The organism is Variovorax sp. 05T418, assembly GCF_056396385.1.
Map to the genome: position 1 here is coordinate 44281 of NZ_JBFTLJ010000010.1, position 24783 is coordinate 69063.

At 65.5% G+C, this 24783-nt stretch carries 22 protein-coding genes; 2 read left to right on the top strand and 20 right to left on the bottom strand.

Features of this window, described 5'->3' with window-relative positions; all coding sequences use genetic code 11:
* Positions 1-5: 5 nt before the first annotated feature.
* The 14 genes from AC1DMS_RS20075 to AC1DMS_RS20140 form a co-directional block, all read right to left on the bottom strand.
* Positions 6-239 carry a hypothetical protein gene (locus AC1DMS_RS20075; protein WP_478181665.1) on the bottom strand — a complete coding sequence of 78 codons (234 nt, stop codon included), beginning with the start codon at positions 237-239 and terminating at the stop codon, positions 6-8.
* 2 nt (positions 240-241) lie between these two features.
* A complete protein-coding gene (locus AC1DMS_RS20080; RefSeq protein ID WP_478181666.1) occupies positions 242-2131 on the bottom strand; it encodes a hypothetical protein in 1890 nt (629 codons plus the stop codon).
* On the bottom strand, positions 2124-2534 hold the full coding sequence (locus tag AC1DMS_RS20085) for a hypothetical protein (protein ID WP_478181667.1): 411 nt from the start codon (positions 2532-2534) through the stop codon (positions 2124-2126). The genes AC1DMS_RS20080 and AC1DMS_RS20085 overlap by 8 nt, the downstream gene beginning before the upstream one ends.
* Entirely contained in the window at positions 2531-4021 is a 1491-nt protein-coding gene (locus AC1DMS_RS20090; protein WP_478181668.1) for a LamG-like jellyroll fold domain-containing protein, read from the bottom strand. Before AC1DMS_RS20090 ends, AC1DMS_RS20085 begins: the two co-directional genes overlap by 4 nt.
* 3 nt (positions 4022-4024) lie before the next feature.
* On the bottom strand, positions 4025-5239 hold the full coding sequence (locus AC1DMS_RS20095; RefSeq protein WP_478181669.1) for a hypothetical protein: 1215 nt from the start codon (positions 5237-5239) through the stop codon (positions 4025-4027).
* 24 nt (positions 5240-5263) lie between these two features.
* Entirely contained in the window at positions 5264-8848 is a 3585-nt protein-coding gene (locus tag AC1DMS_RS20100) for a hypothetical protein (RefSeq protein WP_478181670.1), read from the bottom strand.
* A gap of 2 nt (positions 8849-8850) precedes the next feature.
* Positions 8851-9246 carry a hypothetical protein gene (locus AC1DMS_RS20105; RefSeq protein ID WP_478181671.1) on the bottom strand — a complete coding sequence of 132 codons (396 nt, stop codon included), beginning with the start codon at positions 9244-9246 and terminating at the stop codon, positions 8851-8853.
* Between the two features lie 2 nt (positions 9247-9248).
* Positions 9249-11969, bottom strand: coding sequence for a phage tail tape measure protein (locus AC1DMS_RS20110; protein WP_478181672.1), 2721 nt, complete (start codon positions 11967-11969; stop codon positions 9249-9251).
* Positions 11970-12082: 113 nt separating this feature from the next.
* Positions 12083-12871 (bottom strand): phage tail tube protein, encoded by a 789-nt coding sequence (locus AC1DMS_RS20115; protein WP_478181673.1) that lies wholly within the window; start codon positions 12869-12871, stop codon positions 12083-12085.
* A gap of 16 nt (positions 12872-12887) precedes the next feature.
* Positions 12888-13295, bottom strand: coding sequence for a hypothetical protein (locus AC1DMS_RS20120; protein ID WP_478181674.1), 408 nt, complete (start codon positions 13293-13295; stop codon positions 12888-12890).
* 2 nt (positions 13296-13297) lie between these two features.
* Positions 13298-13582: a head-tail joining protein gene (locus tag AC1DMS_RS20125; protein ID WP_478181675.1), complete on the bottom strand. Its 285-nt coding sequence runs from the start codon at positions 13580-13582 to the stop codon at positions 13298-13300.
* 4 nt (positions 13583-13586) lie between these two features.
* Positions 13587-15347: a phage major capsid protein gene (locus tag AC1DMS_RS20130; protein ID WP_478181676.1), complete on the bottom strand. Its 1761-nt coding sequence runs from the start codon at positions 15345-15347 to the stop codon at positions 13587-13589.
* Positions 15348-15502: 155 nt separating this feature from the next.
* On the bottom strand, positions 15503-17038 hold the full coding sequence (locus tag AC1DMS_RS20135; protein ID WP_478181677.1) for a phage portal protein: 1536 nt from the start codon (positions 17036-17038) through the stop codon (positions 15503-15505).
* Positions 17035-17580, bottom strand: a complete 546-nt coding sequence (locus tag AC1DMS_RS20140) for a hypothetical protein (RefSeq protein WP_478181678.1) — start codon at positions 17578-17580, stop codon at positions 17035-17037. Before AC1DMS_RS20140 ends, AC1DMS_RS20135 begins: the two co-directional genes overlap by 4 nt.
* 220 nt (positions 17581-17800) lie before the next feature.
* Between AC1DMS_RS20140 and AC1DMS_RS20145 the strand changes: the two genes are divergently transcribed.
* Positions 17801-19051, top strand: a complete 1251-nt coding sequence (locus tag AC1DMS_RS20145; protein ID WP_478181679.1) for a hypothetical protein — start codon at positions 17801-17803, stop codon at positions 19049-19051.
* Between the two features lie 22 nt (positions 19052-19073).
* Here the strand turns inward: AC1DMS_RS20145 and AC1DMS_RS20150 are convergent, their stop codons facing one another.
* The 6 genes from AC1DMS_RS20150 to AC1DMS_RS20175 form a co-directional block, all read right to left on the bottom strand.
* Complete coding sequence (locus tag AC1DMS_RS20150; RefSeq protein ID WP_478181680.1) at positions 19074-19376, bottom strand: Mor transcription activator family protein; 303 nt, start codon at positions 19374-19376, stop codon at positions 19074-19076.
* The gene (locus tag AC1DMS_RS20155; RefSeq protein ID WP_478181681.1) at positions 19370-21496 is read right to left on the bottom strand and encodes a phage terminase large subunit family protein; all 2127 of its coding nucleotides are present in this window, start codon (positions 21494-21496) and stop codon (positions 19370-19372) included. Before AC1DMS_RS20155 ends, AC1DMS_RS20150 begins: the two co-directional genes overlap by 7 nt.
* The gene (locus tag AC1DMS_RS20160) at positions 21493-21840 is read right to left on the bottom strand and encodes a hypothetical protein (RefSeq protein WP_478181682.1); all 348 of its coding nucleotides are present in this window, start codon (positions 21838-21840) and stop codon (positions 21493-21495) included. The genes AC1DMS_RS20155 and AC1DMS_RS20160 overlap by 4 nt, the downstream gene beginning before the upstream one ends.
* Positions 21841-22018: 178 nt before the next feature.
* Positions 22019-22804 (bottom strand): hypothetical protein, encoded by a 786-nt coding sequence (locus tag AC1DMS_RS20165; protein WP_478181683.1) that lies wholly within the window; start codon positions 22802-22804, stop codon positions 22019-22021.
* Complete coding sequence (locus AC1DMS_RS20170; protein ID WP_478181684.1) at positions 22795-23790, bottom strand: helix-turn-helix domain-containing protein; 996 nt, start codon at positions 23788-23790, stop codon at positions 22795-22797. Before AC1DMS_RS20170 ends, AC1DMS_RS20165 begins: the two co-directional genes overlap by 10 nt.
* Before the next feature lie 40 nt (positions 23791-23830).
* On the bottom strand, positions 23831-24361 hold the full coding sequence (locus AC1DMS_RS20175) for a phage regulatory CII family protein (RefSeq protein WP_478181685.1): 531 nt from the start codon (positions 24359-24361) through the stop codon (positions 23831-23833).
* Here AC1DMS_RS20175 and AC1DMS_RS20180 point away from each other — a divergent pair.
* Positions 24360-24653: a hypothetical protein gene (locus AC1DMS_RS20180; RefSeq protein WP_478181686.1), complete on the top strand. Its 294-nt coding sequence runs from the start codon at positions 24360-24362 to the stop codon at positions 24651-24653. The genes AC1DMS_RS20175 and AC1DMS_RS20180 overlap by 2 nt on opposite strands.
* Positions 24654-24783 lie beyond the last annotated feature (130 nt).

The window sequence follows — 24783 nt, forward strand, 5'->3', positions numbered from 1 at the left end:
TCTCTTCAAATTTCGAACTGCACGAGCGGCATGTCGGCGGGCGCGTCGCCCTCGATCACGCCGTCGCGCACAAACACCTCGGCGCCGATGGCGCGGTCGCCCACGCCGCGCGCCGTGAGCACGCCGCCGCCAGGCAGCACCAGCCGCGCGATGTCGCCATCGATGGCCGTCACGGTCGCGATCTGCAGCGGCGTCGCCGGCAGAAGGTCAAGGAAGACGCTGTAGGGATTGCGGCTCATGCTCAGACCTCCACGTGCGTTTCGACGGTCAGCGTTTGGCGCAAGGTCGGCCAGGCCTCATCGAGCGCGATGCTGCGCACGAGGCCCAGGCGCAGCGCGTCGCCGCCGTCGTAGCGCACCAGAGAGCCCGGCAGGATCAAACCCGTTTCCTGCAGTACCGGCATGCGCAGGCTCACATGCGCCTGCCGACCGGTGTTGCTCAGCTCCGCGAGGCCGCGCTGCATGGCGGCATCGCCGTGCGTCATCAAGGGATGCGTGACCATGGGCGCCGCGTAGTCGCCGGCCGTGCCGCTGCGCGTGAGGTCGCCGCGCACGCCGTCGCTCGTGGTGCCGTAGACGAAGGCGCGGTTGTAGGCCGGCCGCCGGACCCACTCGATGCCCTCCACCGAGACGACATCGGCGGGCAGCACGTAGTCAGGGGTGAGCGTGTGCCACATCCACGGCGCGGCCGGATAGCGCGGCAGGATGCGCAGCGTCGGCTCGGTGTTGTGCGGCTGCACGATGGCGCCGGCGGCCGTGGCGATGTCGAGCACCGCGGCAATCGGCGTCCCCTGAAAAGCCCACGTCCCGCCCGGCACAAACCAATCGCCGATGCGGTAGTCGATGGCCCAGCCGTTATTAACGCCGTTAATTGTCATGGCGAGCGCCATGAGCTGAGCCGCCGTGCGCCCCGAGGCGGAGGCAAAGTTCTGCTCTGGCGCATAGGGCTTGTCGAGCAGCGCGGCGCGGCCCTTGCCGCGCACACACACATCCGCGCGTGCAAAGCGCCGGTCGCGCGCAGGAAGATCCGCCACAAGCCGGTACGGCACGCCGTTGACCATCGCCAGCAGCTCGGCCGGATCGCCGTTGCTGTCCTCTTGCACCAGCGGCAGCGCCGAGCCTGGCAGCGTGGCGCTCCATTGCCAGGTCCACGAATCGGCATCGAGCGACATCGAGAAGCCGCGGGCTTCGATGACTTCCCCGCCCTCCACGCGCGTGAGCGCAATGCTGTTCTCCACGGAATAGACCTCCAAGACGGGCACCACGACGGTTTGCCCGGTGCCAAGCGGCGGCGCGTGCCGCTCGCAAAAGAAAATGAGCGTGGTGGCGTGCTTCTGCAGCTCACGAAACACGAGTTCGGTCGAGGGCACGTAACAGGGATCGCTCGCGGGCGGCACGATGTCCGAGCGTCCCGGCCGCGGCGCCATGGCCGCCTGCCAGCGCACGCGCCATCCGCGCACGATGAGCTGCGCCACGCCGAAGCCTTCGCCATGCCGATGTGCGAGGTTTGCGGCCTCTTGCCAGCCCGAGCGCACGCTTCGCCGCAGCCGCCCGGCGTCCTGATAGCGCACCGCCAGCGCGGCCGGTGCGAGCTGCTGGGCCGCCTGCCACTGCACGCGCGCCGCGCTGCGGGCGCGGCCTGCCTCTTGCCAGCGCAGCGCCGCTACCACCGCCACCGCGCCGGCCGCCTGGTGCCGCGCAGCCACCTGGTTGCGCGCCCTGCCCGCCTCTTGCCACACCGGTGCCGTGACGCCGGCCCGCAGCTCGGCGCGCTGCCAGCGCGAAACGCGGCCCGCATTCGCGCGTGCGGCGCCCTGGTGCCGCGCCACGGTGCCGGCGCTCGCCGTTGCCGCCACTTGCCATCCCGACGACACCTTGCCCACGAGCGGGCGCTGCGTGGCGCTGTCGTAGCGCGCCACGCCGGCGAGCATGAAGACCGGCAGAGGAATGCCGCCCGAGGCGGTCGCGCGCGGCGGGCGCGTGGCCGAAACGGCGCCGGCCACCATGAATGCCGGCAACGGGATGCGGCCGAGCGCATAGGCTGCGCTGGCGATCTCGTCCGGCTCGCCGAACAGCAGAACGTTCGGCGGCCCGTCGAGCGGCGGCTTGCGGAAGATGAGGTCTTCAGCCACCGATGACCACCTCGCCGAGGAAAAAGGTGCCGCCCTGGTAGAGCTTGGCCTCGGGATCGCCTTCGGGCGGGTTCTGCACCACGAGCTTCACCTGCCCCGCGCCCGAAGGCCCGCTCATGCTGAAGTCGGCCACCCAGGTGCCGTCCGCCAGTGCCACGCGGCCCCATGTCGCAATCCCGGTCGCGAGCGCCAGGTCGCCTGCGCTGTCGGCCTGCACGAGCACAAGCCGGCCGTTGTCCACGGTGCCGGCGGGCAGCGCGAGTTCGGCTGCGGCGAGCAGCGCCTCAATGGCGCCGCCCTCCGCCGGCTGCACGCCGCCGCAGGCCAGGAATCGCGCCCCGGTGCCGAGGTAGGCCAGCAGGCCAGGCCCGCCCAACATCGCGTTGATCGCGAGCACGTTCATGGCATCAGCTCCACCTTGCCATTGGCAAGCGTCAGGCCATCGGTGATGACGGCGCGTTTGCCGTGGGCCAGGTAGTAGGCGACCACCGTGTAGCTCTGCAGCTCGTCGATGTACTGGAAGTCGTAGCTGCCATCAGCGCCGCTCCACAGCTCACGAATCACCAAACCATCGGCTTCGCGCACCAACCGAACGCGGCACGGATACGGCTTGTTGAGCGGGTTCACATAGTCGAGCGTGAAGCCCCGGACGCGTCCGATGCCCCGACCGAGCACACCGGTGAGGTAGTCCGGCCGCGCGCGTTGGAGGGGCTGTGTCTTTGCCGCGCCGTAGGGGAGTGCGATGCTCATGGCCGACCCGACGCTGAGCGGGCGCTGCGCCGCGGTGCGTCCGCGAACGAAATTGCGAACGATCTTGTTGGGATTGGCAATCGCGCGAATCTGCGCCGCCGTGAGCGCCGTGTTCCACCACGCCAACTCATCCACTTGCGTACCCACCGTTGCGGTGCCGTTGCCCATGGCAATGGTCAAGCCAATGGTGCTGTCCCGCAGTGCGGCGCCACCGGGAATTGTTGCGGTCCCTGCAAGCTCACCATTGACGAAGAGGCGAAGACCGACGCCAGGCACGAACTGACCCACCATCTCCACGACCGTCCCGTAGGCGTAAGTGCCAGCCGGACTGAGCGCCGAATAGCCGGCGCCCGCGAACACCGCCGAAATGCCCAGGACGCCTGTGTTTGCCACCGCGCCCAAACTGATGGACCAACCCGCACCGAACCCGTCCCGGCCGCGCTGGGCCAGCGAGAAGCCGGCAGATGGCCCCTTGCCGATGGCACGCACAGTCCACGCACCCGTGTAGTTCGAGCCGAACGGATCGGCCGTCAACACCTGCGCATTGGTCGAGTCGAAACTCAGCGAACCCGTGCTGCCGGCGATCAAACCCGCCTGCGGCGTGATCGTGCCGCTGCCCACGCCGGTGCGGCCATTGCCCGAAGCATCCGCGTAGGTCGTGCCGCTCGTTTCGTCGAGCTTGTAATAGATCAGCGGCGCGGAAGCCAACACCTGCGCGGACTGCGCGCCATCGCTCAAGCTCTTCGTGCGCACGCCCGGCCATGAAATTCCAGCGAACGTGTAGGAGTCGGTCCACGCGATCGCGTCGTCGGACCACTGGAGCAAGACATTGAGCAGGAACTTCTTGGGGTCGGTGCCCGACCCGATTCGAACGTCGGACACGTCTTTGTCGCCACCGAGGCCGAAGTCCCACGACAGCACCAGCGTTTTGAGGGCTCCCGCGCTCCACGTTGCACCGGTGCCCGTGTCGTCATCCTTGAGATATGCCAGCGCCCCTGCTTCGGGCGCGATGTTGCTGGTCAACGCGGCCGGCGCATCCACACGGCCGACGCCTGCAAGAAGCTGGAATTCGGTGATGTCGAGACCGTCAAGGCCATATGCCTCGAAGCCGACCGCTCGCCAGTAGCGATGTGCTGCCATCGCTTACCGCCACGGCCCCGTGATGTCGATGAATGCAATTCCGCAGTTGCCCGACGATGTCGCATTGGAGGGCGATGTAGAGACATCGAGGCAAGAAACAGCCTGCAGGACGCGGCCCGCCAGCAAGTCTGTGCCAGGCACCCTGTCGAGCTGCTTGAAGGAGTCGAACACGAGCGACTGGGGAACATGGTAGGCACCGGGCATATCACCGCGAGGCTCCGGAAACCCAGCGCCGTTGACGTACTTCTTCGATAGCTGCAGCGATCCATTGATACGGCTCGGAAAGGAACCGAGAAGCGGATCTCTGCCGGACGCAATCGCGCTACCCGCTTGATTCCCCGTATACGGATAGATGATCTGAATCACCGAAGAGCCCAGGCCCGTGTGCATGCGGGGGAACGCCGTGCCTGCGGTGTTACCCGCACCGAAGACTGAGCCATCTGGCGCGGAGTTGGGGGTGTTGTTGATCGAGTAGCTCAGCCCACAAGCGAAAGCATCACCCCCGGGCTTGTTCGGCACGATGTCGCCGAAAAAGCGCGTAATGCCACCCAGATTCGCGATCGAGGTGGAATAGCCGGACAGGGGCGTGAAATAGAAGAGACGGGCATCCGCATGAATCGCCCATGGCACGGCCGCGGCGCTCGCGACCATGCTCTTTCCCCAACACCCTCCACCTGCGATCTGCGCGGCGCTTGGAAACGGGCCGGCGCCGTTGTCTACGTCGGTCATCGACTCGTAGCCGACCAGCCGGGCAACCGTGGTGCCGGTGTCGTCCACACGCAGCAGCATCTTGGTGCTCGCCGGATCGAGGCTGCGGTACACCGCCTTGTTGGCGGCGGCGTAGACCTTCTCCCACCCGGCCGGAGCTATCTTGAAACTGATCGCCCCTGCGGCCACGCCATCGGCCGCGCTGGTCGCGAACTTGACAACACCAGCACCCAACGTCGTGACCTTCTGCTCGCCGTTGAGCGCCGCATAGGTGCCCGTGATGCCGGCCAGTTGAATCACGCTGTCGGCTTGGGCGCTGTGCGCACCCGTGAAGGCCAACGTCGCCACGCCGCCTGCAATGGTCAGGCTGGTGGCGTTCTTCAGGTCGAAGCCGTTCACGAGCACTGCATCGAGCAGCGCGATGAGCGAGCCGGCCGTGCCCGAGAGCGCGGGTGCGCCGGCCATGGTGCTGTTGAAATTCTTGACGCTGGTATCGACTACAGAAGCCATTTCAGTTCCTCTCGTTCTCTTGAATCAGGGGCGGTCCACGCCGATGCGCACCAGCAGCTCGAAGGAGTCGTCGCTGACGGTTTCGGCGCCCATCTGCACGGTGCGGATGACCACGAAGGGGAACGTGGCCGCCACGGTGTTGAAGCGGATGACCGAGCCGGCCGGCCAGCCGCCCGAGCCGAAGCCGGCCGCCGGAATGCGCATGTACGGCACGCCCGAGGGGCCGACCGGCTCGCAATCGGCCGTCAGGCTCTGGCCCGTCACGATCTGGCCGACGTGCTCGCCGACGAGGTTGTAGGCTGTGCCGCTGCCGTTGATCTGGATCCGCCAGCGCTCGGTCACGGCGCCCTTGTTCGTGACGGTGATCGGGTAATCGATGTCGTTGAAGGTCGGATCGGCCGCATTACCGATGAGGCTGTCGGACCATTGGCCCGACCAGCTCTGCTGGTCGAACAGCAGCGACACCCGGGCCTTCACGTCGCCCATGCGCACCGCGCTGCTCACGTAGGTGTCGCCGGCGGTGTAGTCGTGCGACAGGCGGCTCGCGAAGGACAGGCGCCCATCGATCGACACATCGGTGAGCGTCAACATGTCTTCGATGGTGTGCTCGTAGACGATGGGCTGCGCGAACGCCGAGGCGTCGGTGATGGTGAGCTCGCCGGCGTCGAGGTTGCGCGTGTACCCGGTTTCGATGGCGAGGCCATCGGCGCCGATGAGGCGTGTGCGCGAGAGCCGTTCGCGGCCGGCGCTGAGCGTCTGTCCGTTGGACACCACGGCCGGCGGGAGGCGCTTGGTGTTGCCGATGACCACAAGGCCGCCCTTCCAGAAGATCGGCACGCGGCAATCCGCCGGGAAGCGCACCGGATCGAGGCCCAGCAGCGTGGCATCCACGGGCAGCGAGGTGGTCGCGACCGCGTTGTAGCGGATCGTGCTGGCGAACACCGGAACCGGCTTCCAGATCTTGCCGTCGCTGCCCACCGCATCGGCACGGAACCACGGTTCCGACTCGTTGCCGGCGGCCGTGACCCAGTCACCGAAGCGCACCTTCACGACGCCCGTCGAGGCATCGACGGTGCCGCGCACGTTGGCGCCATTGATGAGGCCCGTGAGGTCGGCCGTGACATTGATCGTGCCGCCGTTGAGCTTGGTCGCGAGCAATTGCAGCGTGCCCGGGCTGATCGGCGCCACGGGCGTGCGGAACACCACATACTCCACCGGTTGGCCGCTGAGCGCCGTCAGCAGGCTGTTCACCGTGACCGTGCTCGACGCCGAGGCCGGCCAGGCATCGAGGCTCGCCGTGTTGGTGGCGTAGTCGTAGCTGCCGGCCTGCGTGGCGGCGCCGGTGGCAGGGTCGAGGTCGGTGTACAGCGCACCCGCCCGGTCGAAGTAGGTCTTCCCGCCCACCGTGAAATTCACGCTGCCCGGCACGCCGACTTCGCTCGCGTTCGGCAGCAGCTGGATCGAGAGCTTCGGCTGATTGAACACCTGGCTCTTCGCGGTGCCGGCGCCCGCCACCCGGAAATCGGCCGTCACCAGCGCCGAGGCATCCGCCGGCAGCGTGGCATTGAGCGGCACATAGGTGTAGCCCGTCAGCGTGTTGCGGAACGCGCCAGGCAGCGCCGGCGACAGCACCGTGCCCAGGATGCCCAGCTGATTGACGGCCCACTGCGGCACCGGCACGGTCACGACCGCTTCCGGGTAGAGGTTGGCGACGCCCGTCGCGTAGGTGATGGTGCCGAACTCGACGCCCAGGCCGTCCACGAGCTTGCCGCTGCCGTCGTCGGTGATGGTCTTCGTGGAAGCGAAGTTCTGCGGCACCCACATGTCGGCCGGCACGCCGCCGGTGGACATCAGCACGAGATTCCAGCTCAGCGCCAGCGAGCGCGGCGCAATGTTGGTCTTGCCGAGGTTCAGCGTGATGGCGCCATCGACATCCCGCGCCGGCGCCGGGAAGGCCTTGGTTTCCGGCGATCCATGGCTGTAGGCCACAGTAAAGGCCACCGACGACGCCGGCAGCGTGTTGGGCCTGAGGTCGATGGTGCTGGTCGCGTAGTTCACCGGGCCGGTGGCGTCGCCCGTGAGCACGCCGCTGCCGTTGTCGCTCGCGTGGCGGGCCGCGCCGTCGTTCCAGTCCACCGCGATGGTGCTCGCCTGCGCGGCCTGGTTATCGAGCGCGAGGCGGATCAACACGGCCGCGGGCAAGACGCCGCTGCGGTCGCGGTAGTTGGCCTTCGCGCCCCAGAAGTACAGCACCTCGCTGCCCACGTCCGGCAGCACGCCGAGCGTGGGCGCCACGGTGCCGGTGGTGTAGTCCACGGTGCCCGAGCCGATGCTCGAATCAGCGCCGCGCAGTCGGCCGGCGCCGTCATCGGCCAGCTCGTACCAGTTGGCGCCGGCGCGGTAGGCCACGCGCAAGGTGCCGGGCGCGGGCGGCGGCAAGATGGTCAGCGGGTAGTTGACGCGGCGGTTTTCCGCATTGACCGCGATGGACGCCGAGTCGGCCAGTTCAATCGGCGCCGCGGCCGGGCCGAAGGTGATCGCCTTGGTGCCGCCGATCTGCGGCGCGTCGCTCGCGAAGGTCAGCGTGCCGCCCACATAGGAGGCGGTGCCGACCGTGAGCGCGCCGAGCTTGAGCCGGCCGCCGTCGTCGGTGATGGTGCCCGCATTGGTCGCAATCGACAGCGTGCCGGCATAGAAGGGATTGCCGAGCGTGAGCGTGGCGTTCGGGCCGAACGGCGCGCCGGTGTTCAAGGTGACGACACCGGCGCCCGAACGCACGAGCGCGATGGAAGAGCCGGCCGCCGAGGTGTCGGTGATCGAGATCTCGGTGGTCGAGGTCGGCGCGATCTGGGTGTCGATGCGGTCCACCTTCACCGACAGGTCGCCGGTGCTGGCGTTCACCACCAGCCGCGAGACGCCGTAGAAGCGCGCCGCGTCGGCCACGAGCATGCGATGGATCGCCGCCGCGGTCTGCGTGCGCTCGAAGAGGCGGTTGGCCGGCGTGCCGGCATAGTCGTGCTTGAGGCCGTTCTGCAGCTCGCAGACGCACACCTGCGCTTCATAGTCCACGAAGCCGCCGCTGATGGAATAGCTGTAGGTGCGGCTTTCCACCTTGACTTCGGTCAGGCGCACGGCCTCGGTGTTGCCGCCGCCGCTGATCTGCAAGGTGCTGTTCACGGTCGGCGGCGTGGCGCCCGGCCGCTGGAAGATCAGCATCGAGCGCTGGCCCTGCACATGGTTCGCGAGCAGATAGCCGGTGAATTCCTCGCCCGGGGTCGTGTAGGCCTCCAGCCGGTTCTGGATCGCGGCGCGGCGGTCGAAGAAGTCGTTCGTGACGAACAGAGCCGCCGACACGTTCGGGTCGAGCGGCGGCCGGGCGATGATGACGGTGCCGCCGAGCGCGGTATCGGTGTTGAGGGTCTGGACCGTCGCGGCCACCTTCATGATGGACACGTCGCCTTGCGCGCGGTCCACCTCGCTGATGTCCTTGAAGATGGCATTGCTCTTGCCATCAGGGATGACGGTCGAGGTCGGCGCGCCGCCGCCCTCGGGCACGTCGTCCATGACTTGGGTCGCCACGAGCTTGATGTCGGATTCGAAGATGGGCATGGTCAGACGGTGATGAGTCGCACGGTGGCGATGTAGGGGTAGTCCTCGACGGGCAGCTCGGGGCGCGCGAGCGGCTTGCCCTCGACGGCCAAGCCGGGCGCGAACTGCACGGTGAAGCTGCGGCCATCGGCCAGCACGAGCGCATGCGTGCCGATGGCGTTGGCCTCGGCCAGGGCCTGCAATGCCCTGAGCGCGCCGCGCTGAATCCAGCCGGCCTCGACCTCGCCCTGCAAGGTGATCGGCCGGCCGGCCAGGCGCACGCCGGCATCGATCAAGGCCGCGCCCGTGAGCGAATACTCGAGACTCTTCTCGACGCGGCTCCAGCCGAACTCGTCGGACCAGACCATGCCGCGCGGGATCTGCAGGCCGGCGAGCGTGTGAAACTTCGAAGTCGCCATGTCTATCGGCCCGGACGGTTGGACGACGTGCCGGCCGCGGCGCCGAGCTGCGCGAGCAAGTCCTCGATGGCGTCCGCACCGGCGGCATTGGTTTGGACCGTGCCGTAGTCGCGGCCGTTGAGGTTCAGGTGCAGGTTCACCGTTCGGTTGGATTCGGGGACGGGGATCGCGGTGGGCGTGTTGCCCTTGCCGAAGAAGGTTTCTTTTTCTGCGGCCTTGAGCAGCGCCATGCTCAGCGTGCCGCCGTCCGCGTACTTCTTCTGGCCGGGGTTGTTGAAGAAGGGGATGTCGCCCTTGGAATCGGCGAACTCCATCGCAATGGCGCGCGCCCTCTTCTCGTCGCTGACGCCAGCGGCTTTGAGGAACGCGGCAATGCCCGTCAAGGTGCCCAGGTCACTGCCGGCATTGACGGTCTTGCCGTCCTTGTCGGTCGAGAAGCCTCTCGCGTCGCGGCCAAGGCGCTTGTTCTCCAGCGCGGTTTCGCGTTCCTTGAGGGCATTGGCCTTCTCGCGTAACTCGATGTCGCGCTCGCGTGCGTTCGTGACCTCGCGCAGCGCGCCGGCCAGGCCATGCGCCGCCTGCATGGCATCGCTTTGCGCATCGCGCAGCTTGAGCGTGGAGCGGCCAGCGCTGTCGAGCACCACCTCGAAGCCGCGCATCGCGGCCTGCGCCTGCACCCACCCGGGCGCCACGCCATTGCCGGCGGCGATGGCCGCCTCGGCAGCGCGCTTCCACGCCTCGCCCAGGCCAATGGCCGTTGCCTGCCCGCTGTCGCGAATCAGCTCGAAGTCGCGCAGTGCGGTTTTGGCGGCAACCTCAAGTTGCTCTTTGGTTTCCACGCCGGCGCGCTGAAAGGCCGCCGCAATCTCGGCCGCCGCTTCCGTCTGCGCCCTTTTGTTGGCGCCCGCCGCGTCAGCCGCGGCGAGGTTCGCTTTCTTCAGCTCGCCGAGCTTCTGCGCCGCAAGCTCCAGATTGCCGGTGGCGATGGCCTGGTCGTATTCGCCGCGCAGCCGCGCGACCGCAGCCCGGGCTTCCTCTGCCTTTGCCCGCTGCTCTTCGGCCGCGCTGGCGGCCTTCTGGCCGGCTTCCTGCGCGGTGCCGCCGGCGGCCTTCATCTCCGCGGCCATGTCCGCGAACACGGCTGCACCGCTGGTGGCCGCAGCCGTGGTGGTTTCGGCGCTGCCGGTCAGGCCCGCCCATCCGGCGCGCGCCTGCTCGGCGCCCTCGGCTGCGCGGTCGAAAGCTTGGCCGGCCTTCTCGCCGAACGCATCGGCCACGGCGCCGGTGGCCTCGGCCGAGAGGCGCACCTCTTCGGCCGCGGCCTTGAACGCCGCCGACAAGCCGCCGAAGGTGATCTTCGCCAGGCCGCCAATGATGGTGGCGATGCCGGTCTGCACGGCGCTGACCACCATGGCCATGCCCTCGGCCTGCTTGTAGATGGCCGCCAGCACCACGTTGGCGCCGGCCACCATCACGCCCCACACCGTTTGCACGATGTTGCCGGTGGTCTGCGCCTTCTGGCCGAAGCTGTCGAGCAGCGCCCCCGCACGGTCGGCCATCGCCTGCGCCTTCGCCACGAGGGCAGGCACATCGACACTCGCCACAAAGGCCTGCACCCACTTGATACCGTTCTGGAACGCCAGCGCCAGCGCGGCGCCGAACTTGCCTACGGTGCCATCGGCGACTGCGGCACGCAGGGCGCCGGACAGTTGCTCGACGCCTTGCTTCAGCACCGGGAGGATGGGCGTCGTGAGCGCGTTGAGCGTCGAGTCCCATGCGGTGCGCAAGGCATTCAGCGCGCCATTGAGATTCGACTGCATGATGGCGGCCGTCTCGGCCGCGCTGCCTTTGGCGTTCTCCAGCTTCTTGGTCAGCGCATCGAGCGAAACCACGCCCTGATTCAGCAGCGCGCGCAATGCCGGGCCGGCTTCCTGTCCCACCGCCGCAATGGCGCGCTGCCCCGCCGGACCGGCCGCGGCCAGCTCGTGAAGCGCCTTCTCGAAATTGGTTGACGTGATGCCGGCAGCAGCCAGCTCCGTGCGGAACTTGCTGGCCGGGTCGGAGAACTGCGCAAAGATGCTGTTCAGGGCTGTACCGGCACGGCTCGCGTCGATGCCGGCATCGGCGAACTTGCCCACGATGGCGACCGTGGATTCGAGGCTCAGGCCGAGCGTGTTCGCCAGCGGCGCCGCATAACTCAGCGCCTGCGCCAACCCCGCCACACGGGTGTTGGTGGCGTTCGCGCCGAGCGCGAGCACGTCGGCCACGCGGCCGGCGTCCGCAAAGGACAGGCCCAGGCCGTTGACGATCTTTGTCAGGTACTCGGCCGAGGTCGCCAGCTCGACATCGCCGGCGCGTGCGAGCTGCATGGCCGAGGGCAAGGTGGCAATGGCGTCGCGCACACTGAGGCCGGCCTTCGCGAGGTTCTCCAGCGCGCCGGCGGCTTCCAGTTCGGTGAAGCCATAGCGGGCATCAGCCGCGGCGTCTTGCGCCGCCTTGCGCAGCGCGCGCATCTCGGCTGCGGTCGCGCCGGTGGCCGCCTGCACGCGGCTCAGCGCCTGCTCGAAGTCCGCGCCGCCCTTCACCCACCCGGCGAACGCCTGAATGCCGAAGTAGCCGAGCACGACGGCCGCAAACGCGGCAAGGCGCGCCTGCAGCTTGTCGAAGACCTTGGACGCATCGTCCTTGGCATTGATAACGATCTGGATCGGCTTGAAGGCCAATGGGGAACCTTTGAGAGTGTGGTGAGGTGGAACTGCTACGGCGACGTGTGGCGCCTCCAGCGAAGCGCCAGGCGTCGCCGCCGCTCGGCGAGAGCGGCAGCGAGGCGAAGGGGTTAGATCTCGATGGGGCGGCCGTCCTCGAAGATCGCCACGCCGTTGGGCGGAGTCAGGACCTCGATGTCGAACTCCATCTGCACATAGGCGTCATCGCTGGTGATGAGCGACATGTCGCCGGTGGGCGCCAGCGTCACGAGCGGGCAATAGGTGTCGATCTGCTCGCCTTCGGCCACGTTGGACAGCACACGCAGCGCGCCGCGCAGCTCGGCCTTGTCGCCGGACTTGATGCGCAGCCAGGTGGTGGCTGGCTTCGAATAAGCGACCTTGATCTTTCCGGCGGGAATGCTCCCGGTCGCCAGGATCTGTAGGCGACCGAGGGCGGCATCGACCGTGTAGTCAGTGCCCAGCTCATAGGGCTCGCCGCCGGCATCGGGCGTCACCACCACCGCCGAAACCTTGCGCGCGCCGGACGGATTCGCGTCGGTGCGGCCGAGCTGGTAGAAGCGGCCCGGCGTGACGATGATCTCTTCGGCGGCAACATCGCCGGTCGCTTGCGTGACCGTGGACTTCTCGCCCGAGATGAACATGGCGCGGTTGTCCGCGCTCATGTTGTCGCAGGTGATCTTGCCGGTGCGGTCGATGCGCACGACGCGATTCGCGTCCTTGACGCCCGGTCCAGCTTCTGCGCTGTAGTGCGGCGCCTTTTCCGTCGCGATGTTGAGCGTGACGGTGGGGCAGTTGCCGAGGTGGCGCTCGCCCGTGAGCTGGTCGGCGGCATCGAGCACGTCAAAGAAGACGCGACCGCGCGGGATGATGTATTGAGACTTTTCGTAGATGTTTGCCATGCTGGCTCCGTTGGTTTCACGCTTGGCCGTGATAGCGGCCGGTGGTGGAGAAGAGAAGATCGATGCCGATGAGCCCGCTGTCCGGGAAGTCCGGCGCCGTGAAGCGCGCGAGCTTCAGCGCGCCCCAGTTCCGGCCACCGGCCGCGCCAGGCGCCCAGTTGTGAAGCCGCTCGATCACCGTGCCAATCGCCGTGTCGAGCAGCGCCGCAGCCGCGGGGCCGCGCTTGACCGAGAGCAGGACGCTCCAGCCGGGCGACAGGCCGACAGCGCCCTCCTTCACATCGGTCAAGGCGCCGGCGGCGAACATGACCGACACCAGCGCGCCGGCATCGCGGTTGCCCTTGCCGGTCGAGAAGCCCATGACTTCCCAGGCCGGCAGCACCTCGCGCAGCCGTTCGACGATGTTGGGTTCGAGCAGGAACATGGTCAGGCGCTCCGCAGGATGAGGTTGGTCACGCCGGTGCCGTCCGCCTCCGCGCGCACCACTTCGAATGGCTTGCCATCGACGGTGATCGCGTCATCGCGCTGCAGGCCGGCGAGGGCATCCGTCGTGCCTTGGCACGACGGTGCGTCCGCGTCCACCTGCACGCCGAAGGGCGCTGCATAGGGGCGGTCGAAGATGACGCGCGCGGTCTTCTTCACGCCTTCGACGGTGAACGAGGCGTTCACCGCGAAGTCGCTGAAGAAAGCGGACAGGTCTTCGGCGAACATGGGCTTACGCGGTTTCCGCGTCTTCCATCGTGGCGAAGCTCTCTTCGTTGCGCACGCCGACATCCACGTCCTGCAGCGCGGTCACGCGCACGGTGCCCGTGGTGCTGTGCGTGTACGGATCGACCATCAGATCGAGGCCGCCCCACATGCCGATCACGAGGTCTGCAAAGTTGCCGAAGATGAGCGCCGACAGGTTGGTGCCAGTGCCCTTGGTGATGTTGCTCGGCACCGCGTTCGTGACGGCGGCGCGGTAGCCATTCAACGGCTCGCTGCCCTTCTGCCACACGCGCTCGCCAGTGCCGGGACCATCGACAAAGGTCTTCTTCAGCTTGCCGCGCACCTTGGCGTTGGTCAGGTAGGCCAGCGTGCCCACGTCGGCATTGGCGACCGACACGGCCGTCTCCAGATCCACGACGTGATCCCAGGTCGGGGCACCGCCGTTGGCGCCACCAATCACGCTTGCGGCAATCTTGGCGAGGATGCCAGCCGGTTCGTTGGCGACGCTGCCGCCCGCAATGGCCGCGCGTTGGATCGCCAGGCCGAGCACCATCGCGAGGTCGGCCGAGACGAAGCTCTCCACATCGATGCTCGACTGCAGCAGCAGCTTGCGGCTGATGTCGGTGAAGGCACCGACCGTCTTCGGCGACATCGCCACCTGACCGATGGCTGCGGCGCTCTCGGCCGGCGCCTGGCCTTCGGCCACCCAGTAGGCGCTGCCGGACCCGGTTTGCTTCGGGATGGCGATGTTGCCGACCAGACCCGAGAGGAAGCGCACGCCCAGCGTGTTGAGCACCATCGCATCGCGCAGGATGGTGATGAAATCGCCCGACATCAGATCGGTCGCCACGAGATTGCCGCCGGCCGCAGGCGTCCCGATGTTCATGTCGCGCTTCTGCACTTCGAACGGAATCAGGATGCCTCGCGAAGCCTTGCCCAGCTTGGTTGCCACCGCGTTGGAGCATTCGAATTCGAAGGCTGCAGCACTGCGGGCCGCAGTGTCGCCAGGATTCGCCAGCGCATTGAGAGCGCGCACCATGCTGAAGCGACGCGTCTCCTTCGTGGTCAGGCCGATGTCGGCCGTGGGAACGGGCCGCGACGACAGCGAGCGGATCGCTTCGGCTTGGAACTGCTCAACCGTGTGACCGGCTTGAATCGAGCGCATCGCCAGGTCGGCACCGCCGGGCATGGCGGCGGCGATCTTGCTGATCTCAGCGGCGTGGTTGCGCTGCACGGGCGTTTCGATGGTGGGGGCCGGGGTGCCGGCAGGCTTGGTTTCGGGCGTCGTCATGGCGCGGTTCTCCGTAGAAGATGGGGAAATGGAAGGAAGGGAAGGAAGGGCCGGCGGCGCGGCGGCGAGACTGCGGCCGACACCGACAGTCGCGTCCGCTGGCACGCTGACCAGAGACAACTCGAAGGGCTCCCAGTCGGTCACGCGGTAGGTGTCGTAACCGTCCTTCGTGCCTTCCAGAATGGCTTCGTGGATGATGTAGCCCACCGAAACGTTGACGCGGATGCCGTCGATCACATCTCGGAAGACTTCCTCTGCGCGCACGCTTCGACCGAAGCGCACCACGGCACGGGCTACCTTGTCCGAACCGATTTCCACAGACTCGACGACCGCGACAACATCTCGTGTGTCGTGGTCGCAAAGGAGGTTGGCGCCGGCGGTGAGACGGCCGATGCGCATTGACTTGCGACTGAGGTCCAGCACCTCGATGAACCAGCCGCGATCCACCGGCGTCTCGCTCGCGAAGGCGAGCTTCACGGTGCGCGCTTCTTCGTCGATGGAAGAGCGGTCTACAACGAATGCGCGCTGCAGCTGGCCGGTGGGCAGATGTGCGCGAAGTGCTTGAGGAAGACTTGAAGTCATGCCGCTATTGCAACTTCGCGGCACTGACATTCATAAGGCGCGCGATGTCACTAGGCCGCGGTTTCTTCTTCCTCTTCGTCTTCCTCTTGGGCCTCGGCAGGCCGGCCCTTCGGCGCCGGTGCAGCGACCTTCGTCGCGTAGGCCGGCAGCACGATGCCGAGCTGCTTCGCGAGGTCTTGCGCTTCCTTGATCTTCACCATCGTGTCGTAGAAGTCGCGGCCCATCTGCGCGCTCAGATCCTGCGGCGCCACCAACCCCGCACCCACACCGGCAATGCGCGCGTTCATGTCCTTGAGCGGGTCCACCCATTCCCAGCGGCGACCGAGCCAGTCGTGCGCGGCGAACTTCGCGACCTTCGCCGCGGGCAGCGGACTGCCGTTCGGCATGGTGATGGCGTTGGACAGCAAGGACATCACCATCCACTCGGCACGCACGCGCCTGAGAAAGGAATCGATGAACCATTGCTGATCCGAGGCCCAGCGGTCGCGCTCGTCGAGCGTGCCGCTGCGGATGCTGGAGAAGTTGACGCCTTCGAGGTCATTGGCGAGCGCGTGATACGACACGCGCCAGCCGCTCGCCACGCGCTGCAGGGCGGTCTTTACGAACGGGCCAAAGACTTCGTTCGGGTACTTGCTCTCGTGCGGCTTGAAGTCGTAGCCAGGCGGCAGCGTGTCGTACACGCCAGGCTGGCTCGTGGTGATGGCGTCGCCGCCGTCGTCGCGCTCGCCGATGGGCAAGGTGCCCGGCGCGGCGTCCTGGTTCTGCGTAAAGAAGCCGAAGTGATTCGCGCCATGCTCGGCGGCCAGCACCGCGGCCAGCATGAAGCCGCCCAGGTGGTGCAGGCTCAGCATGCCGGGTGCCATCCATGGAATGCCGCGCACCTGCTCGGCACGCTCCACCTTGAAACTGTGAATGATGTCTTCCGCGGGCAGGCGCACGCGGCGCCGGGAGGTGCGCGGCCCATCGTTCGGATGCGCCTCAAAGATGTGGACCGCGACCGTCCGGCGGTACGCATCCACTTCCACGCCCATGATGACGGTGTTGCCTGTTGAGGGCTCAACGCCGTTGAAGGTGGTATCGATGCGGTCCACGTCGATGAGCTGCAGCGCAAAGTTGAATTCGTTGCGTGCATCGGCGCCGCGCACCAGCCGCACCAAAAACTCGCCATCGCTCGGCAGGCCGCCGACCAGCGTCTCGCACATGTCGCGCAAGGACTGCCGGCCCGTGACATCGCATACGGCCTGCCAGCGCACGAATGCCGCTTCGATGGCATTGTTCGCGAGCTTGTCGGCCTTGCCCGGCGCGTTCTCGACGCGCGCCTGCATGACGAAGCCGGCCGGCCCCACCATGTTGGTTTCGACCATGCCGCAGAACTTGCGCGCATAGTCGTTGTTGTTGCGCAGCTCGCGCCCACGCGCGCGCAGCCGGTCGAGGTCGCCGCGCAGCTCTTCGTTGATGCTCGAATAGGTCGCGATCCAGTCGGCCGAGAGGCGGTCGATGCGCGCGGCCTGGAAGCGGCGAACTTGGGTTTTCTTCGGCGCAGGGCCGCCGCGGAAGAGGCGTCGAAGGAATGCGGGCGCCTTCATTGGCCGAACCTCACCATGATGCGACCCGACACGCCCCGCGGACCGCTCTTGCCCTCTTCTGCCGCAACCTCGCGCTGGTACTTCGAGCGCATCGCGTGCAGCTCGTTGAGGGGGATGTACTTCAGGCGCCGGCCATTGATTTCGTACTCGGCTGTCGCACTGGTGGCCCGGCCTTCGAGCACCGCCTCGATGGCGTCGAGCGTTCGCCTTGCGTGGGAGCGAACATCGCCAGCCGCAGCGAACGAGGGCGCGACAGTCAGGCGGCCCGTGCCGACCGTGTAGACCTCATTGGCATTAGTGACGCGGGCCCGCCAGTCGTAGGAGCCAGGCGCGTAGCCGTCCGTGGTCTGCGCGGAGATGACGACGCGATGCGCGTCGCCGTCAGCAACTGCCGCGATCAGGTAGCGATGCTGTGCGTTGAGAAGTTCGTAACTCAGCGCCCAGCCGGCAGAGGCCGGAAAGTCCGAAAGCGACCGCGACCATTTGACGGTGTCGCCGGGAATGATGGAGATGGGTTCGGTGTTGGAAGTGTCGATAGCCACGGTCGGACCTTTGGTAAGCGTCTGACCGGACTATCAAAGGGAGGCACTGACATCTACAAGGCGGGCCATGTCACGTGAGCAAGGAGCTCTTCGACCCTGACTATGTGATATTCGCCGAGCACCTTCGCCTCTAAATTTCTTCCATCAGGTGCTAGCGGCGCATCATGCTTCGAGACTGCCGCATCTACAGACCCGTCGAACTCCGCCAATCAATTCGCTCATGACCACCACAAAACCCATTTTTGCGTCCGAGAATGAAATGCAAGTTTGGTTATCCGAGGAGCTTGAAAAATGCGATGGAATAGGTGACCTAATTTGCAATATAGAAATATTAGACAACATAAAGCCAAAAAATCTTGCGGAGCAAAAACTGTGGGAATCTTACCGAACATGTAGAAGTTCGCTATACCTAACGGAAAAATTCTCAGAAAACGAAAACATATCACTTTCTGCTGGCGAAGGCCTTAAGCCGGACTTCGTTTTGTACGCGCCGGAAACTGAAAGCATCGTTATTGTCGAGTTAAAAAACATAAGCGGACCAACGCGACAAGCCGGCACTGAGTTAGGGGCTTACGCGGGTGAGTTAAGAACGTGGCTGCCGTTTTGCGCCACAGGCGATATAGTATTCGTCGTCATTTCGGTTGAATGGCCGACACTATTAAAACATTTCGTGAGGCATGAGGTGTTTTGGCATAGCCGTAACATTATTTGCCTCCAGCCCAAAGAAATTGGTGGCTGCATTAAATTAGAGATACTGTCGTTTGCCGAAATTTGCGAAGATATTTTTTCATTCAAGATGTCGGAACGACATATCGGCGGCTATCAACTTTGTCTGTATGACCATTCATTGTATGGCGAAAATCCCGATCGAACGAGATTGGACAATCACTTAGAGCAAATGAACGCTGCTTTGCAGTCAATGGCAGTTCAGGGGAATTCGCTAAACAGCCATGGATTTGCATTCCTATGGAGGGACAACTGGGAGCAAAGTCTTGCGCCCTACTCCATCACAATGGTTAACGCGGCCCCTTTTCAATCGATAGAGAGATTTTTTCATTTAGAGGAATTGCCTTCTTCCGAGATGCTCAATCGATTTCTTAAGATCATCGGGGAATACGACCCTCAGGGTCATAGCGATTCTTTAAGCAAAATCACCAAGGCCGGCCGCAGATTGCTAGACAGTTTTTGCGCGCCTCGCATGGAAGGTTTCACGGACTGGGGCACGTTGCGAGATATCATGCTTCCGCGAGGAGAATTGGTAGCGTTTATTGGCTGGGGCATATTCGGTGAAGTTTTCTATCGTGAACTCGCGAAGGAGTATCAATCCGGAAATATTAACTGCCCTCATAACTCTCCTCAACTTGGTCTAAAGGTGCTCTCGGAAATATTAGACCCGCACTATGAATTCATCGATCTAACCCATATGAATCTAAGCGGGGACGAAAACGGGGACGAAGATGAAGAGTTTTGATGATTGCAGGAAAATTGCTCGATCACCTTGATGGGCCTTTAACGATCCTCAAAACTTGTCTTTCGGACAATTCATAGCGGCGGGACAGCAGCTTCACGCGCTCCCCCGCCAAGTAATCGCGGAAGATGCGGCTGTTCCGGCTGCTATGACCATCACCACGGCGCTTCGCAATGAATACCCGGTCACCCCCCCAATCCGCCCGTATGTCAGCCTCTATGCCCTTCATGAGCTCGGGGGTCAGCTCGCCCTTGGCGGCGGCGAGTGCTTCCTGCAGTCGCCCAAGGATGTCGAGGACGATGTCGTTTCTGTTCGTGTTGTTCACCATGATCTAGCGGAATGGGATTGACGGGACGGGCGTTGGATGGCTCGGCGCGGCGGCGCCGGCTTCGGAGGCATGGCCGCTGGCGGTGTTGCTGCGGCAGGTGGAATCGGCGCGCTCGTCGGCGCATCGGTGGGCGTGACGCTCGCCTGCGCGGACGGTTCGTCCAATTGCGTTTCGCGTGGAACATCTGCCGGTGAATCCTCTTGCGGCTGCTCCACGCGAAACAGATCACCGTTCGGCGGCTGCACGATGGACTCCAGCCGCTCCCACATCTTTCCGGTGTAAAGGTGCAGACCGAGCATGTGCGTGCAGAAGATCGCGTAGACGGTGCAGTCCAACGCCTCGTTGCGCACGCCGGGCGACTTCATCCACTTGTAGGCTTCGCCGCCGGCCACGCGCTGCGGCACACGCGCTTCCGAGGTCAGTTGCGTATAGAACTCGCGCGGCAGATCTGCGCAGAAGTGGACGAACCCGGCGCCCCGCTTCTCCACGCACAGGCGTCCGTACAGCAAGTCCTTGGCGGTGTCGGTGCCGACATACCAGAGGCGAACGCCGCGCTTGATGATCTTGCCCCCCCAGTTCACGTCCTGCACGGTGGCCTTGCTCTTGACCATCTTGCTCGGCTGCGGGTCGCCGCGCACGGCGAACACCCGTTCGCGCTCGCGTTGGCGGCAGTAGTTGTAGGCCTGGTGCGTGAAGTGGCCGCCCGTGTCCACGGCCATGGCTTCGATCTTCATCGCCTGGCCGCTCTCGTGCTGGAAGATGGTCTTGCGGTAGGCATCGAGGTGCGACCAGTCGCGCTCGTCGGCCGGGTTCGCATAGATCACGCTGTAATCCACGCACCACATTTCCTCGCCGCGGCCGATGGCCCAGGTCACGACCTCAAAGCGGTTGTCCTGCACGTCCACGCCCGTGACCAGCACGAGGCCGCCATAGGGGACCGTGAAGCGGCGGTATTTCTCGGCGCGGCGCGACAGCGCGTGCTCGTCGGCGCGCTCGACCACAGCCTCCCAATACTGCGCCAGCGTTTCGTTCACGAAACCTTCGAGCGGCGCCGTGTCCCCGGCCTTCGCCTTGATCGTGGCTTCGAGGAATTCGCGCACGATGTCGGACCACGCACGCTGCGGGCTGTAGGCGCTCCACATCTCCACGAAAGCCACATGCCGCGGTGCGCGGATGACCACGCCTTGCGCATCGGTCCAGACGTGCAGATGGTGGTCATAGCGATACCGGCCGCATTCGCTGACCCACATCGCCCGGTCATCCCAGATCTTCAGGTAGTCGGCCTGGGTGATCGACTCGTGGCAGTGCGGACAGACATGCCGCACGGTGTTGTAGTCGTGGCCATCCCACTTGAAGCCATGCCGTACCTTTTTGCTGCCCCAGATGAGCGGATGCTCGGCATCGCAGTGCGGGCACACGATGTTGTAGCGCATGCGCGCGTCGGCGTTCTTCTCGCGCGTCTCGATGTGGTCGAAGTCCTTGATCCGCACGGTGCTGCCGGCGACCAGCTTCGGGAACGGCGCGCCTTCGAGCCGGCCGCGCGCCAGCGTGATCGGATCGGAGGACTTCTCGATCTTCTGGTCGAAGGCCGAGGCTTCGTCGAGCACCGCGACCGCCACCGTGATGCGGCGGTAGGCGCGTGCGGCCTTGCCGCCGAGCAGATGCAACACGGAGCCGAAGAAGCTCTTCAGCTTCATGGTGTCTTCCTTGCCCGGCACCATGACCGCCTTCAAGGCGTCCACGTCGCGCAGCATGGGCTCGATTTCCGACTTCACGAAGCTGTCACGGTCGTCGTCGGTCGGCATCCACAGTGCCTGCTTGCGCCGGCGATGCGCCGCGTTGTAGGCGATGAAGGCGAGCAGCGTCTTCGTGTAGCCGACGCGCTTCGCCTTGCGCACCGTCACTTCTTCGATGTCGTCATTGCTGAAGGCATCCATCCAGCCGCGCTGGAACGGGTAGGCTTTCCATTCGCCCTGCGTGTGGCTGGCCTCGGGCGACAGGTAAAAGTTGTCTTCGGCCCAGGTGCTCAGCGGCTGCGGGCGCTCCATCTTGAGCGGCACGAGGCCCTTCACCACGGCGCTGATGACCGCGCGCTGCGTTTCGTTCGGTGCCAGGCTCACAACGGCTCGCCCTCTTCTTCTTCGCCTTCCTCGGGCTGCACGATGGCCTCGGTCACCAGCCGAGCCGTCGCGCGCACCCACTGGTTGCGGGCATCGGCGATGGCCGACATCAGCTTGTCGCGCGCGGTGTCGGGCAGCTCCGGGCACACCTTGCGCAGCAGGCCAGGCAATTGCTCGAAGCGCTCGGACACGGATTGACTTGCGGTTGCGAGCACTTCGGCCAGGAGCGTGATGGGCGCGTACTCGCCGCGCGTCAGCACGCCCTCAGCCATGAGCTGGCTCACGCGCGCCTCGCTGATGCCGACCCACGCGCCGAACTCGGCCTGCGAAATGGCCTGCCTCATCGCTTCGACTGCCTTCACTTAACCCCCTTAGCAGCACCGCCGAACAGTCCGAAGTCGGGGTTCGAATTACCCGTAACGCACGCCTCTGCGGAAGGACCCGTGACGTTGTGGCCGGGCAACGCTCCGCCGCAGTGGTGGGCGGCGCCTGCGTGGATGCGCGACATGGCGACTGCTCGCGTCATTCGCCGACCATCTTTCGGATGCGGTAACGGATGCGACGCTCGATGTACTGCTCAAGGTCGGCACGCTCTGCCACCCGCTCGCGGCTGATCCGTGAGTCGTAGATGCCATCGCTCACGAACATCAGCACTGGCCGCACGATGAAACCGTCTTGGCCAGTCGCTGCCCATATGCCAGGCGCGAGGTGCCGCGTGGGGCCACTGCGGAGATGGCCGTATGCAATGAAGAAGCGAACGCCCTCGCGGTCCTTGGTCCCCCTGTGCAGGCGGGCCTTGCGCTTGTCGGTCATATTGGCCTTGTAGCCCTGCTCTCCCATCGCTTGGAAGTAGGACAGCAGGCGCACGAGGAAGCCACCGCGCACGTTGCCGCGCCCGTCATCGCTGCCGGGGAATGGCGTGGCAGGGATAGCGGTCTGGTAGCCAGCAGGCAGGATGCCGATGCGGCGCAATGCCGCCTCGCTGCGCTTGTCTCGACGTGTGCCCCCGAACTCTTGCGCCTGCAGGATCTTTTGCGGGTCCACGCCCTTGCCGCCGAAGTAGGTCGGCTCAATGTCCACGCTCAAGCGCTCGGGCGTGGCCTTGCGCACGTACACACTTTGGAGGATGTAGGACGTTGGACGGTCGAACTGCTCGCGCATCTCGCGCTGCCACTCACGCCGGGCACGAAAGCCACCGTCGCTCAACCCATCCGCATACGCCTGCTTGGCCTGCTTGCTCGACAGTTTGGAGAGCTGCGACTGCACGCTCGCAAGGCCAGCGCCATTGAAGCCCACGCTCACGCGCATGTGACCTCCCGTGCGTTGTCTTTGACGATGCGCTTCAGCTGCTCGTTGAATGCGGCATGCACCCGAGCGCTAAAGACCGGATACGGCTCGCCCCGTCCTAGCGAGAATGCCGCCTCATCCCACGGTTGGAGGCCCAGCTCGCGCGCCTTGGCATCGATGCCCGAGCGCGTCTCGTGCCACGCCATGCCCCCAGGAACAAGCGCACGAGGCACATCTCGCCAGCGCTCGTTACGAAGCCAGGTCGCGAACTCGGGCACGAACTCGCCATCGTCCTTTGTCCACCTCTTGCTAAGCCTTTGTGCCTCGATGGCCGCGCGCATCGCCTGCTGCAGCGCGGCGTTCGGCGCAAGCCGGAGGTATCGGCGTTCTGCCTTCGACCGGTTGTCGTGGTTCGGGTAGATCGCAAAAAGTTCGTCGAACCCGCTCGCCCCCCCGCCGGGGGGTAGGGGGGTATGGTTATTGATGGTTCCTGAAGATTCGGGTGTCATAGCTGTGTCACCCCTCGCGTCACCGGTGACACCCCTCGCGTCACGGGTGACACCCCTCGCGTCACGGGTGACACCCCTCGACCCCCTTTCATCGGGTGCCAATCTGTCACCCGTGTGGATAACTTCGGGTGTCTGGTGGGGTGTCAATCTGTCACCCGTGGAGTTTTCGGCCGCGTCCTCGACGGGTGTCAGATTGACACCCGTCGCAGGCAGCTCGTCGCCAGCAACCCACGCCGCGCACACGCGGTATTCATTTGTGAGGCCGCGCCGACCGGTGGCCGTGCGCACCTGCTCAAGCCAACCCGAGGCCACCATCTTGGCAATCTGCCGCTGCACCGTGCGGCGGCTCTGCCGCGTCTTGCGCGCCAGTTCATCGACGGAGGGCCAAATGCTCGTGCCGTCATCGCGCGCGTGATCGACCATCGCCAAGGCGAGCAGCATCTCGCTGCCGCCTTCGGGATAGCGGTCGAAGACCATCGTCATTAACCGGATGCTCATGGCGTCTCGCGCCCTCCCCGGCCAGGTCGAACCGCTGCCCTCATACCTTCGGCTCCTCCCGCATCAGGCCGCGCAGCATCGCGAGGGCATGCCCCACGCTGGCGACCATCTCGGCGGCGTGGTGCTCGGCCTTCCGCATCTGATTGCGGGACACGCCGCCGGCACGGTGCGTCAGCGCCTCGCCGAGCGACTGCACGTAGTCGGCGAAGTCCATCTGCAGCCGCATCAAGGTGTCGATCGGATCGCCCTCGGAATGTGCCGGTGTCGCGCGGATGCAGACGTGCTGCAGCTCGTCGGCCATCGCATGCAAGATCCGATAGTCCCGGCTCTGCCACTGCATTTCGATGGCGTCGCGCAGCGTGAGGTGATGGGTCGTGTTCCGCAGGTTGACCTTGTGCGTCAGCGTGTTGACGTTGTGGCCCATGCGCTTGGCAAGGGCATCAATGCCGCCTTCGTAGCCGTGCGCGGTGTCATACGCCGCTACGGCCGCATCGTGGCCACGCTGAATGGCGGGCACGGGCTCATCGGCGCCATAGCCGTGCGCCTCGTCAATTGAGATATTCGTTCTCATGCAGACCTCAGAGAAAAACAGCCAATGCCTCGCGAAAGCGAGTCCTGCTCCAACGTTGGCGGAGCGCATCGACGCCATCGAGCAATTCCTGCAGCAGCTCGTGCTACTGCTGGAAGTCGAACCAGACTTGAATCGCGAGAGCATCGCGGCGTGGATTGAGATAACGACGGCAAGCGCAGGCGGCCTAGGGCTGCAGGGCTTGCGTCAACGCGCAGCGATGGCACAACTGTGCGACCGCGTGCTTTCGCCCGCCGTAGACGTGCTACGGCCGTCGAGCGGATGGCTTTCGTAGTGCGGGCACCCGCTCGCTGCAGCCTAGGCATGCAAGTCCCCTACTTCGTGCGCTTCACCATCAGGTGCGCTTGCATCCCCGATCATTTCGGGCGGGAGGTACTTGCGCGCGAGTGCCGCAAGAACCCGGT